The organism is Streptomyces sp. MspMP-M5 (assembly GCF_000373585.1).
Classification (GTDB): Bacteria; Actinomycetota; Actinomycetes; order Streptomycetales; family Streptomycetaceae; genus Streptomyces.
In genome coordinates this window covers 13,768-26,623 of sequence record NZ_KB891920.1, presented here as the reverse complement: position 1 = coordinate 26,623, position 12,856 = coordinate 13,768, and the positions used below count along the sequence as shown (strand labels likewise).

The 12,856-nt window shown below is 65.3% G+C and carries 11 protein-coding genes; 5 read left to right on the top strand and 6 right to left on the bottom strand.

Going from position 1 to position 12,856, the window contains the following annotated elements:
- Positions 1–1,188: 1,188 nt before the first annotated feature.
- The 3 genes from mycP to B073_RS0130655 all read left to right on the top strand — a co-directional run bounded on the left by mycP (position 1,189) and on the right by B073_RS0130655 (position 3,209).
- Positions 1,189–2,316, top strand: a complete 1,128-nt coding sequence (gene mycP, locus B073_RS44690; protein ID WP_202486765.1) for a type VII secretion-associated serine protease mycosin — start codon at positions 1,189–1,191, stop codon at positions 2,314–2,316.
- A 150-nt stretch (positions 2,317–2,466) separates the two neighbouring features.
- Positions 2,467–2,829, top strand: a complete 363-nt coding sequence (locus B073_RS41600; protein ID WP_018541908.1) for a WXG100 family type VII secretion target — start codon at positions 2,467–2,469, stop codon at positions 2,827–2,829.
- An 83-nt stretch (positions 2,830–2,912) separates the two neighbouring features.
- Positions 2,913–3,209: a WXG100 family type VII secretion target gene (locus B073_RS0130655; protein ID WP_018541907.1), complete on the top strand. Its 297-nt coding sequence runs from the start codon at positions 2,913–2,915 to the stop codon at positions 3,207–3,209.
- A 921-nt stretch (positions 3,210–4,130) separates the two neighbouring features.
- Here the strand turns inward: B073_RS0130655 and B073_RS41595 are convergent.
- A complete protein-coding gene (locus tag B073_RS41595) occupies positions 4,131–5,537 on the bottom strand; it encodes an MFS transporter (RefSeq protein ID WP_267881437.1) in 1,407 nt (468 codons plus the stop codon).
- 162 nt (positions 5,538–5,699) lie between these two features.
- Between B073_RS41595 and B073_RS0130645 the strand changes: the two genes are divergently transcribed.
- The gene (locus tag B073_RS0130645) at positions 5,700–6,251 is read left to right on the top strand and encodes a winged helix-turn-helix transcriptional regulator (RefSeq protein ID WP_018541905.1); all 552 of its coding nucleotides are present in this window, start codon (positions 5,700–5,702) and stop codon (positions 6,249–6,251) included.
- A 30-nt stretch (positions 6,252–6,281) separates the two neighbouring features.
- Here the strand turns inward: B073_RS0130645 and B073_RS41590 are convergent, their stop codons facing one another.
- From B073_RS41590 to B073_RS41585, 4 genes are all read right to left on the bottom strand, one after another.
- A complete protein-coding gene (locus tag B073_RS41590; RefSeq protein WP_202486763.1) occupies positions 6,282–7,403 on the bottom strand; it encodes an IS630 family transposase in 1,122 nt (373 codons plus the stop codon).
- A gap of 101 nt (positions 7,404–7,504) precedes the next feature.
- Positions 7,505–7,993: a hypothetical protein gene (locus tag B073_RS44680; protein ID WP_078508255.1), complete on the bottom strand. Its 489-nt coding sequence runs from the start codon at positions 7,991–7,993 to the stop codon at positions 7,505–7,507.
- A gap of 95 nt (positions 7,994–8,088) precedes the next feature.
- Positions 8,089–9,882, bottom strand: a complete 1,794-nt coding sequence (locus B073_RS0130635) for an alpha/beta hydrolase (RefSeq protein WP_018541903.1) — start codon at positions 9,880–9,882, stop codon at positions 8,089–8,091.
- On the bottom strand, positions 9,882–10,346 hold the full coding sequence (locus B073_RS41585) for a hypothetical protein (protein ID WP_018541902.1): 465 nt from the start codon (positions 10,344–10,346) through the stop codon (positions 9,882–9,884). Before B073_RS41585 ends, B073_RS0130635 begins: the two co-directional genes overlap by 1 nt.
- A 470-nt stretch (positions 10,347–10,816) precedes the next feature.
- On the opposite strand from B073_RS41585, the gene B073_RS0130625 reads away from it, so the two are divergent.
- Positions 10,817–11,479 (top strand): HAD family hydrolase, encoded by a 663-nt coding sequence (locus B073_RS0130625; protein WP_026247881.1) that lies wholly within the window; start codon positions 10,817–10,819, stop codon positions 11,477–11,479.
- Here B073_RS0130625 and B073_RS0130620 read toward each other — a convergent pair.
- On the bottom strand, positions 11,460–12,689 hold the full coding sequence (locus tag B073_RS0130620; RefSeq protein ID WP_026247880.1) for a helix-turn-helix domain-containing protein: 1,230 nt from the start codon (positions 12,687–12,689) through the stop codon (positions 11,460–11,462). The genes B073_RS0130625 and B073_RS0130620 overlap by 20 nt on opposite strands.
- Between the last annotated feature and the right edge of the window lie 167 nt (positions 12,690–12,856).

Here is a 12,856-nt window from a genome sequence, read left to right as displayed (position 1 = left end):
GGACAGCGGGGGGACAGAGCGTGTCTGCACCGGGCAGTAGCGCTGCTGAGAGGCACACAGCCGCGCCTGAGGCCCCGGCCGGTGTTGTGCAGCACGATCGCCAGGTGGGTACGGCCGTCAATTCCACTGCACCTGTCACTGTGCCTGGCATCAAGCCATCGCAGGGAGATCCCCCTCCATCGCAGTCCCCTTGGAGCCCTGGAACCTCTTCCGGTCCGGTCGTACCTCCTCCTGCAACGCTTCCTGGCTCGGCGAAGGCCCCCTCAGGGAACAGAAGCGCGATGCGAGGCACACAGCCGGAAACCGCCCGCCCAGGCGGTACGGCGCCAGGACGGTTCGGCAGCACCCCGGGGGACGGCATCGTCGGCCCAAAGGCCCAGCGCGGCAGCACCGGTACTGCACGCCCGCAGCTGCCGAGCGAACCCGTCATGAGCACCGAACGCGGTGCGATTCCGCCCAGGCTGGCAGGCCCCTCAGGGGCTTCTCCCGCCGCTAACAGCGGACCAGCGAGTGACGGTGCGGGCAACCTGGGGCAACGACCGACCCCTCCCGACACAGCGCCCATGGACAAGTCCCGCGGAGTGGGCGTGGGCGAGGAACGCGCTGCGATGCGGCATGGACTCGCAGGAAGCGGCCATCCGGGGAACGCCAGCAGCATGGGCTCCGCTGTCCCGGGCCGTCGGTTGGCGTATGAGCCCGGCGGTACCGTGGGCGCGGGGCCAGGTGGATCAGTGATCGGCGGCGAGCAGCCGCCCGGCTCAGCGATGGGCAAGGCCGGCCCAGGCGGTGCAGCAGAGGGCACCGTAGCCGGAACACCGTCGGGCACTGGCCGTAGCTCCGCCTCTGAGCTGGGCGAGGCACACGGACGAGCACAGGCACCACGAGGCCGAGCGGCTGACTTCACACCTGGAGGCTCTGGTCTGGCACGAGCCAACTCCACGAGCGACATGCTCCCTATGCCCGGTGCGCCGTTGGCCTCACGAGGCAGGCGCGGTGCCGCGGAGCGGCCGGACTATCTCCAGGAGGACGCCGAGACGTGGACGGCACAGCATCGATCAGTCGTGCCCCCCGTGATCGAATAGCCGCGGCGTGGTCGTGGAACGGACAGGAGGACACTGCACCGTGACTCGTGCGGCAGATCACCAACGGCGGCGGAGGCGTTGGTCGGCAGCAGTGCTTACTTGCTTGATGTCGGTCTCCTTGGGCTTTCTTGCGCCGAGCGCTGCTGCGGAAGGCAAGAGATCGCGCCAGTGGTACCTGGACGCGATGCAAGCCGAGCGCATGTGGCAGACCAGCACGGGCGAGGGCATCACCGTTGCTGTGATCGATAGTGGTGTTGACGACTCCGTTCCCGAGCTGCGCGGTCAGCTACTGCCGGGCAGGGACTTGTCGGGAGAAGGCCGTGGTGCAAACTTCGACAGTGAGGGCCACGGCACGAGCATGGCGATGATCATCGCTGGCAAGCGGAGCGGAGAGGGCACCTGGGGGCTGGCACCAGGATCGAAGGTCCTTCCCATCAGAAGCGTCGGCGGGAACTGGACCGTCAACATGGCTAAGTCCATCCGCTTCGCGGCAGATCAAGGCGCGAAGGTCATCAACATCTCTCGGGGCGGACCGGCCAGCGACCTAGCCAAGCAGGTGTTGCAACCGGCGATCGACTATGCGAATCAAAAGGGAAGCCTCATCTTCGTCGCGACAGGTAACGACGGAGCCAAGGGCAATGCTCCCGATTACCCATCGCGTCTTCCTGGGGTCGTCGGAGTCGGTGCCGTGGACAAAACCTTGAAGGTAACGAAGTTCTCCGTCCATGGGCCGCAAGTGGCATTGGCGGCGCCAGGTGTCGAAGTCCCCACTCGCTGCACGAAGGCCCTGCTGGATTGCGAAACATGGGGCACCAGTGATGCCACAGCCATCGCCTCAGCGTCGGCAGCCTTGGTCTGGTCCGCACACCCGGACTGGACGAACAATCAGGTCCTGCGAGTCATGTTGGAGACCGCCGGCAAACCTGAGGATGGCAAGGTTCCGAGCGAGTACCTCGGTTACGGGATTGTCCGTCCACGCAAGGTCTTGCTGGACAAGGAAGGCGATCCCGGCCCTCCTGACGTCAACCCTCTGGTCGCGCCTCCCAACACTGCTGCGCCATCAGAGGCACCGCGGCCGGGGACCACCAAGGGCACAAACAAGGCAGCGCAGAAAACAGCAAGCCGTGTGAAGGACGACGACTCCACAACACGGCTGGTCATGGCCGGAATCGTGGCAGCGGTTGGAGTGGCAGCCATCGCTGGACTCGTGCTCGTTCGTCGTCGCAGAGCATAGCCATGAACTCAGAGAAGGGATGAAACTCTGCTCGCCCGCGAATAGATTGCTCAATGGAACGGGCTGAAATGATGGAATGTGCCCGTAGACCTAAGTCGATAGAGGTAGACCTCCTCGGCTTCGTAAGTTACTCATGGGGGAAGGTGGAACATGGCAGGGAAAACCGCACTTACGTATGCGGAGATCGAGAAGCTCAAGAGTGAGATCCAGAGCGGCAGCCAGTCGATGTCGGCGCAGCTGCGGACGCTGGTGAACGCCATCGCGGCGGTTGAGACCGCGTGGACAGGCCAGGGCGCAAGTGCCTTCCGGCAGGCGCAGAATGCGCTTAATGAGGATCACGCCGCGCTGCGTCGGATGCTCGACGGCATCAACGATGCCGTTGCCCGCACCAGCACCACCAGCGACGCCAATGACGCCGAGGTGCTGTCCAGCTTCCGAGGTATCGACGTCAACGGTGGTGCAGCCGGCGGGCGCCTGGACCCCGGCGCTGCCAGCGGCATCAGCAACTACTAGACGGTGCGATAGGGCTGGGGCACCGATTCCCCGGCGGGCTCATCACGACCACCGAGTAGCAACTCAGAGAAGTGGGGGAGAATATGGCCGGCGACCAGAACCTTCGGGTTACCTATGGCGCTCTGGAGCAGACCGCCGCCGACATCGAGCGGGCCGCAAAGGAACTGCAGGCCGAGCTGGACAAGATCTGGGGTGCGGTGAAGCGCGTCTCCGAGTCCTGGGAAGGCGAGGCACACCAGGCGTTCCAGGCCGCAGAGCGGCAGTGGAACACCCGCGCGAGCCACATCCAGAGCACGCTGCACGAGGTGTCTGCCAAGATCCGTGCGGGCAGCTCCGACTACCGGGCGACGGACCGCAAGGCGGCGGGCTTTTTCCAGTAGTCGCCGCGGCAGTGCCCGATCGCGGGCCTCGGCTTGATTGTGGGGTGGACGCCTGTTTCAGAGGTAGTTCACCCCACAGTGCTGATCGACACCAGCTTTGTGGTCGCCAGCGCGGGGTCCATGGCTGGGCCGCAGGCTGGAAGTCTGGGCACAGGGAGCGGGACGGCCGGCATACGGACGCCGGGCCTACCTCCCGAAGCCCTAAACGTCCGACGGGGAGGGACGTAGCCCGGGCGAACGTTCCAGATGGCGGTGATTTCACGATCACGACCGAGCTGGCCGACCTCGTCGTTGTCCCATCGCCTGGGTGGCCGTGGAGGCCCTTTAAGGCCAGGGCTGGCGCCTCCACCGCATGTTTGAGGAGGCGAGCCATGTCATCGCAGCGCCGAAGTCACAACAGGTCAAGTCCGCTTGCCAGCCACTGGCGCATCGGTCACCTCCGCTGTCCTTCGTAATACCCAGGGAACTGCTTTCCTCCGGGAGGATGCCAAGGGTCTCTGAACCGGCCTCGTCAGACCCCGGAGTGGGCGGAGTTATTGATCCGAAACGGTTGGGGTTCTGATTCGTTGATCGCCGTTGAGCGAACTGGTGGGGGATGCACGGTACTTGTCGCCGTCGGCACAGGAAGCGTTGCGGGTGCGGGCGGTGGCCGCGCTGGTCGAGGGACGTGGCCGCGAGGACGTCGCGGCGATGTTCAAGGTCTCGCTCAAGGCGGTGGACGGCTGGTGGGCAAAGTGGCTGTCCGGCGGGCGCGAGGCCCTGACCATGCGTCCCCGGGGACGGCGCATTGGCGAGCACCAGGTGCTGTCCGAGGCCGAGCAGCAGGCGGTCCTGGACCACCAACCCTGCGAGCGGGGGCTTTCCGGGCAGCTGTGGACGCGCGGCCAGGTGGGTGCGCCTTGGGGCTCCGGTCAGGGCCGCTCATACGCGTCGGGCAGGCTCACGTGGACCGGGCATGGTGTTCAGGTCCTCGCCCTTCCGTACCTCAGCGGCACCCTCCGCCGGTACGCGCTCCCGGCACAGGACAACCAGGATGGCGCCGGCGATCGTCAGCGCTCCGGCGATGACCGCGGCGTAGCTCATACCAGTGCTGACCGCATGCGCGGCCGTTCCCTGGTCGCGCGGAACGAACGCCAGGATGGCGGCGACCAGCGCGACCCCCAACGAGGAACCGAGGTAGCGCGCGGCGTTGTTCGCCGCGGACCCCACCGCGACGCGATGCGGCGGAACACTGCGTACGGCCAACCCGGCGAGTGCCGCGTTGATCACCCCGCTGCCGAGCCCCGCCAGAACCAGGCCCGGCACGAACCGCCACCACGAGGAGTTCTCGGAGATCCCCGCCAGGGCGATCTCGCCGACACCACACAGGGCCAGTCCGGCCGCCGCTTGGTGACGGTCCACGACACGGCCGGCCAGTCGGCGGGCCTGAGGAGCGGCCACGAAGGAGAGTCCGGACCAGATCGCCAGCAGGACGGCGCTCTGCAAGGGGCTCAGCCCCAGCATGCTCTGCGCCGCGGTCGGCACGTATGTCATGAGTCCGATGACGCCTATGCCGGTGACCAGCGCCCCGACGACCGAGGCGACGAACGCGGGGCGGCGGAAGAGCGCCAGATCGAGCATCGGGTCCACTGCGCGCTTCTCGACCCAGACAAAGGTGGCGAGCAGCACCAGCGCCACCGCCAGGAAGACGATGACGTGCGGCTGGGTCCAGCCGCCTCGCCCCTCCGTGAGTCCCGCAACCAGCAGCGAGACGCCGAGGCCGAGGGTGATCACACCGGGGAAGTCGAAGCGGCGTCGGTGCGCGCTACGGGATTCCCCCAGGGACGCCTTGCCCCAGACCACGACCAGTGCGGCGATGGCCGCGATGGCCCAGTAGGTGGCCCGCCAGTCGGTGGCCTTGCTGATCAGCGCGGAGAGCACCGGGCCGAGGGCGATGCCGCCGCCCACCATCGCGCCCCACAGGCCGGTGGCGTGGGCCCGTTCAGGACCGGGCGGAAAGACATGACCCAGCAAGCCGAGACTGGACGCCAACAGCGCGGCGCTCGCCCCGCCCTGGGCGATGCGGCCGAGGACGAAGACCAGGGTCGTGGGTGCGACGGCACACACCACCGTGGCGAGCACCAGCACCAGGCCACCGATCACGAATATCCGCTTGCGCCCGAAGTCATCGGCAAGCGTCCCCGCCATCATCAGGCACGCCGCGAGACCGACACTGATGCTGCCCAGAATCCAGGTCTGCCCTGATACCCCCGAGCCGAGCGCTGCTCTGACGGTCTGCACGGTCGACACAGGGGCAGTGAAGTTGATGAGAACGAGCAGGGTTGCCACACAGGAGATCGCCAACGTCGCGCGGGCAGAAGACCGGCGCGCGACCGGTTCGGTCGTCACTACTACCCCCTAAGGGACGGTGTTTTGGACGCACGCACTGCAACAGGCGTGGTTCATTCATTGAACCACATGATCTGGTGAATGAACTGCTATCCTGGTGTCGTGGCACTGGGACGTGGCTACGCAGGTCAGGACTGCTCTCTGGCCCGCGCTCTGGAAGTCGTTGGGGAGCGCTGGACGCTCCTCGTCATCCGGGATTGCTTCTACGGAGTGCGGAGGTTCGGCGACTTCCACGCACACCTGGACATCCCGCGGGCCGTCCTGGCCAACCGCCTCAAGTCCCTGACGGCCGCCGCGATCATCGAGCGCCACCCACACCCGACGGGGGTCGAGGTTGACTACGTCCTCACCCGACGAGGCTTGGACCTGTGGCCGATGGTTTTCACCCTGGGGCAGTGGGGCGAACGCTGGCTCGCCCCTGACGGCATACGGCGCCTCTACAGTCATGTGGCGTGCGGCACGGACATCACTGCCAGCGGCTGGTGCCCCGCCTGTGACGTTCTCCCGTCACCCGGCGACCTCCTCATCCACCAGGGCCCCGGTGCTGACTCGACTCTGCGTAACGACCGTGTCAGCGTCGCCCTGCGCAGCGGCCCGCACCGTCTGCTGACCGATCTCTTCCCAACGTCGGCGCACACTCCCGACATTCCCTGAACTCCCGGCGCATCTGGCACTTCCGGCACTTCAGGAACTTCCCGCGGCTTCGTGACCCGCACTCCGGTCGACGAGATCTCCGATTCCTCCCCTTATGATCAGCAACCCAAATGGTTTCTCATCGATGACGTAGCGGACGTGTGGGCCGCCGAAGTAGCCGCGGATGATGTGCGGTCGGCGGTGGAAGAACCTACGGGTTTCGGCGGCGAGCTGGGCCTGGTCGCGGGCCCAGCTATGGCGGGGAAGACTCTGCTTGAGATCGGCGTTGACGAGTTCGCCGGGGTTCAGCTCGGGCGCGCAGCCAGGCAGGAAGTGCAACTCGAACCGGTCCGGGTGGCTCTCCAGCCAGTCGCGCACCTTGCGGGAGCGGTGGGCGGAGTGCCCGTCCAGGACGAGGTGGACCTTGCGCTGGATGTGACTGGCGAGACGGTCCAGGAAGCGGCACATGACGTCCGCGTCGAAGGTCTCGGTGAACACCATGAAGTGCATGCGGCCCTTCGTGCTGATCGCGGACATCGCGTTCACCGAGAACCGGTTGCCGGTGCGGCGCACGAGGGGAGTACGCCCCTTCTCGCCCCAGGTGCGGCCGGTGATGTGGTCGGAGCGGATGCCGACCTGGTCGGCGAAGAGCGCCTCGGCGCCCTCGGCCCTGGCCTTCGCCCGGATCGCCGGCCAGGTCTCCTCCCGCCACACACGCACCGCCTCCGTGTCCTGCTCGACGGCCCGCTTGTCCGGACGCTGGAAGGCCAGGCCCCAGCGGCGCAGGTACTTGCCCACCCCCTGCTCGGTCAGACGCACCCGATACAGCTTCGCGATCAGTGCACCCACCTGGCCGCGCGTCCACAGCTGCCCGGAAAGCCCCCGCTCGCAGGGTTGGTGGTCCAGGACCGCCTGCCGCACCGTCTGCTGCTCGACCTCGGACAGCACCTGGTGCTCGCCCATGCGCCGTCCCCGGGGACGCATGGTCAGGGCCTCGCGCCCGCCGGACAGCCACTTTGCCCACCAGCCGTCCACCGCCTTGAGCGAGACCTTGAACATCGCCGCGACGTCCTCGCGGCCACGTCCCTCGACCAGCGCGGCCACCGCCCGCACCCGCAACGCTTCCTGTGCCGACGGCGACAAGTGCCGTGCATCCCCCACCAGTTCGCTCATGCGGCGATCAACGAATCAGAACCCCAACCGTTTCGGATCAATAGGACGACACGGAAAATATCGAGCATATTGGCGTTTTTGATCTGGTGCCGGACGGTCTCTTATGAGGAAGATTGCTTCGACCAGAACTCGGACTGGACATTGGGAGTCGGGATCTTGCCCCCGGAGTAGTCTGGGCCGTTGGGTTTGGTCTTGGGAGGAGTGACTTCCGACTGCTTCACGCAGGGGGTCACAACATTAAGGAACACTTGCCCCTTGTAGCCAACTTCGAGAGCCAGTCGGAAATTCTCAGAGGTAGTGGCGAAAATGGCTGGGCTTTCGGAACTGTCGCGAGCGGCAGTGATCACATACCCCTTGTCTTTCCAGTAGCGCTTCACTGCTTCGATGAACTTTCCGCGCTGGGTTGCTGAAATTATCGTCATCACAGCTGCGCGACGGGTTACAGTTCCAGTTCCCGTCGCATCATTCTTGAAATCGTTGCATGTGCCGTCGGTGGATTCGCCATGGGTCCAATGAACCGCGGGCTTGGCGGCGCTCAGAGTGCCGCTGATAACGGAATCCGCATACTGCGCCGCCTGTTGCATGTTCACGTTGCGATCGCTTCCTTTTCCTTGGGTAGCCTGGGGAGAAGCCCCGCAGCCAGACAGGGTAATTACAGCGATAAGCCCAGCCGTTAGGCGGCGTTTCATCGTCCAGCCTCCGGAATGATGAGATCAGGTCGATTGGCGACGACGGCAGATACGTTTGCGGCCGAAACTGGATCCGCTTCTGGATCGAAGTAGTGCGAGTGTGCAGGAGTGGCGCCTTGGCCGTCGATGAACGGCCGAGCCCCGGCATCCACTTTGAAGCGCCTCGCACCGAACTCTTCGCTCGCCGGGTCAACACCGAACCACAACTCGTGGTCACCGCTCATCAGCGACCCCACTCCGTAGCCAATGGCACCGCCCAGGCTGGTAATCACAGGGTTACCGGTCAGGCTGCCCGTCCCCGCGCCAGTCAGCAAGCCGCCCCCTTCAGCTTTGCTCGGCAGGTGCGTGACCGGATCGTTCTCGGCGGCGCCCACGAAAACATGGTCCTTACCTACTCCAAGGTCAGCAGCGGACTGTGCACCTGTCCCTGGGCTGCCGAGTAGGACGATATCGTCGACTCCAGGAATACCTTTGGTCATCAACGCGGTCTGGCCCACCGTGAGTGAGCCATAGGAATGACCGATGGCGGTGATGTGCGGATCGGAATTATCATTGCTTACGGCGATTCCGTTCATGAAACTGCTGTACGCAGGGGCCCCGGCCCTGGCGTTTTGCTCGCCGAGTACGTCGAGGTTGTCGAGAAGGTCATCGGCGGGAAGCTGGGGGGCGTCGTAGCCAAGCCAGACAATCGATGCGCTGGACGGGTCGTGCGTTTGTGCTCCAAGCGCCGTATCCCGTGCTCGCTTGAGATCGTGGGTGGCGAAGTCTTTATCCAGTGCCGTTCCGAGCCCGGGAACGTAGGCCGAGACGTTTTTCGAGGAATCTGGGTTCCCGTAGCTGATGATCGCTCGCCCATTTCCCTTGTCGTCGATCCCGAGCAGGAACATCGGCGGGTAACTCCCCGCGTCCAGCTGGCTAGATATCTCCCGAAGGCCTTCGAGTTGCGTTCGTGCCTTGTCGTCATCGAGGCCGTCAAGCTTACTGATCAGCATGGGGAGGTAGGCTCGATTTGCCTCATCACGAACCACTGCTGGGATCCCATCTAGTTGCCCAACCAGCTCTGGGTAGAGGGCGATCAGATCCTGCTGCTGTTCTGAGGAGAGCCTCTTCCACCACTTGGCGTTCTCGGCTGGAGGCTTGCCCTTGGGAATGTCATTGCGCTGCAAGTACTTACCTGCGGATTTCTGGAGAGACCTCATGTCCTGCCGGGCGTCGGCCCAGTCCGAGCTGGTGACGTCGAGGTCGTTGTCCGCCCGAAGGCGATCGAGAGTCCGGGAGTAGCGCGCGTCCGCCTCGTTGGCGTCCTGGATGGCCGCACCTATGCGGTCCGCGTACGCCTGGGCCTTGGCCTGTTGAGGATCGGAGGTAATGGTGCTCCCGGGGCCGCCCGCCCAGGAGGTGTGCTCAGGACTGAACGGGATCTTCTCTCGCTGAGAAATCCAATGGACCGCGCCGTCGGGTTTGACCGTGAACTTCTCCGCTTCGGCATCCGCCACCGCGTCGTTGAGCTTCTTCTGTGCGGCACGTAGCTCCGAGGCCAGGCCGTCCAGTGCGGTACGGATCAGTCCACTTTCCGCCTGGGTGTACTGGAAGTTGCGGCTGAGCCGTCGCAGGCGGCCTACTGCCGCATCCCGCCCCGCGCCCTCCAGGTGGTGCTGCAACGTCGCAACGATCTCGTTGTCTACCCGGTCCTTGGCCTCGCCTGCGGCGCTGCTTACCTTGTGCCAGCCGTTAGCGGCTTCCTCGAACTCCGATGGCTTGAGTGCCCGCAGCTGTGAGAAGTTCACCATCAGGGTGCCCTCCGGTCCTGGTCAGAGCTGACGGCACTGGCGCTCTTCAACGGCGCGGCCTTCTGCTCGCGGAAGGCCGCGCCGATCTCAGCGTCACTCTTGTAGAAGGCGTCACCGGACTTCTGCAACTTGTCCCTCAGCTCTTCGCACTCCCGGCTTACGAGATCCAGCCGCCGTTGCCATGACTGATAGGCACTGAGGTGTGAGGCCGCACTGCGCAAGCCGTCGACTCCGCTGGCGGCACCCCCAGCCGTACCGTGCTTGCTCTCCAACTCCCGTAGCGCGGCCTTCAGGTTCGTCTGAAGCGATCCCACGGCCTGGGCGCCCTTGTGCCATACCGGCCGAGATGAGCGAAGATTGCCTTGCCCGCTTCCGGAGCTCCCGCCCTCCCCACCGGTGCTGGCCAGGCTCATGCGGACCGAGGCATCCCGTTTGAGCTCGGCCCACTCTTCCTCGAACGTCACTCCGCCCCCTGCCAAACCACGTGCTTGTTGGTATCACGCGCGGGTGCGAAGGTAGCAGCCGTGCTGCCGCCCGTGCGTGAGTATGTGTACTCAAATGCTGGCAGTTCCTGCCCGAGGTAATTCATCGCGTGACCGTGGCCTAGCCCACGCGTCCGGGCCGCCCGGACTGCCGTCCGTCACCCGCCCTCTCCTCCCAGCGAGTCCGGACATCGCCCCGCCACCTGACGCTACATTGCTCATGCGCGCGGGATGCCCCGTTCCTGATGTCGGTGACGATCGCCAGATGAGTCGGTAGTGAGGCTCTGTGGTCCGGGGGCCCGCCATCGCATCGCCGCAGGATGGACAGCTCTGGCCGAAGGGGCGCGCGCTCTGATCTCGCTGGGCGTTGATGATCGTGCCCTTGTCAGGTGCCAAGGGTCGGTGATTCGCCGTGGTGACGGCCGGCCGCGTGAGGTCAGTATGGTTCTCGCATGATTCGCGCTGTGGTCTTCGATGTTGGGGAATGCCTGGTCGACGAGACCAAGGAGTACGGAACATGGGCCGACTGGCTCGGTGTCCCACGCCACACCTTTGCTGCGATGTTCGGAGCCGTCATCGCGCAGGGGCGTGACTACCGTGAGACTTTCCTGGAGTTCGATCCTGGTTTCGATCTCCCGGCGCAGCGCGAGGCACGTGCGGCTGCGGGACAGCCGGAGCACTTCGACGAGAGTGATCTCTACCCCGATGTCCGGCCGGCCCTCGCTCAGCTCAGGGAGGCTGGGCTGTGGCTCGGTATCGCAGGGAACCAGACGGTGCGTGCGGGACGCATCCTCCGTGATCTGTTCTCCCGCGACGTGGATTTGATCGGCACGTCGGACGACTGGGGGGCCAGTAAGCCGGATCCTGAGTTCTTCGTTCGGGTCGCCGCGGCGGTGCCGTTCATGCCTGAGGAGATCCTGTACGTCGGAGATCGTGTGGACAACGATCTACGTCCCGGGGCTGCCGCAGGAATGCACACTGCCCTCGTGCACCGAGGCCCCTGGGCCACCATTCAGTGGAACACCGCTGAGGCGCGAGAGTTGCCGACGTTCCGCGTCGAAACGCTCAGGGAGTTGCCCGAGCTGATCGGCAAGTTCAACGCGTCAGCGCGCTGACCGTCGTCGACCAGCCGTACAGGCGCTCGTCCAGTTCGCTTACGCACTGCTCGCGTTGGTGTGGGATGAGGCTCCGGCGTACTTCCCGGACGCGTTCCATGCCTGTGGCGTACCAGGTGATCTCCAGCTGGTCGAGGGCGGAGCAGGCGTGACGGCATGCTTCCTCCGGTTGGCCGGCGGCGGCCTCGACGGCGGCCAGGTCGGCGTAGACGACGGTGCGCTGCTTGTCTTCCTCTGGGGGCATCTGGTCGAGGGCGTCGAGCAGCGTTGAACGTGCCTGCGGAAGGTGACCGGCTTTGAGCTGGGTGTTTCCCTTGAAGGCGGCGAGGCGTGCGGCGCTGAACCAGTCCATCCACGGGGGCAAGGAGTGGCTTTGATCCTCTGCCAGGGTGTCCTCGGCGTGCTTGATCAGGTTCAGCGCTGTGCGTAGGTGGCCGCATCGGGTTTCACATTCCGCTTCGACGGCGTCCAGCCACGCCAGGAAGGCGGCGGAAGCAGGGTGGCGGCGCGCGTACGTCCGGGCGGCCATCATGCGCTCGGCCGCTGCATCCCGGTCACCGGACCAACCGGGAATGAAGGCCGTATGGGCCAGGATGGCCGCGCCCATCAGGGCGTCGTCGGCTTCACCGGCCGCCTGCAGGGCCCGGAGCAGAGTGGAGCTGGCAGCCTCTGGTTCGCGGAGGTCGAAGAACTCGATGCGTCCGGCGAGGAGCCAGGTCTCGGCCAACGCCAAGGCCACAGTGCGGAGGGTTCGGCCGGTTGTCTCGGGAAGTAGTGCACACCCGAGGTCTGCGTGTGCCAGAACCGCGGGGTGCAGTGTCGCCGGGGCAACGGACCAGTACATGCGTCGGTGGGAGCGCGTGACGTCTTCGTAGTCGGTGGCCAGGGACGAGGGCTGCATGGACGTCTGGGTACGGGACGGTACGGCAGGCAGGCGACCGGACACGGGGCGGGGTGCCGCTGAGCGTCGTGGGATCACTGCGTGATCGCGTCCAGGTGGCACGGTGAAGCCAAGAGCTTCCATGTCCTGCCCGGTGAGTTCTGTGAGGCGCTCTTGCATGTCTGCGTGCGGCCAAGGCGGCTTGTCGGATTCCCATCGACGAACCTGGCGGACATCCACACCGAGAGCCGCGGCGAAGGCTTGCTGGGTGCTGTAACCCGCCGCCATACGAGCGGACTTGAGTCGGACGTTTCCTGCGGGCCGTGGCACGACGTACCTCCTGTGTAGGTCTTCTGACAGTTTCCCCGGGAGTCCTCATCATCGCCAGAGCTCACCCTAAAGAGGTCATAGAGGCCCCTTTTTCAACAGAAAAAGTCCTCTAGAAGTCCTCGCCACGGCGATACAACCGGGCAATCCTTGAAGGCACTTGACCAGAC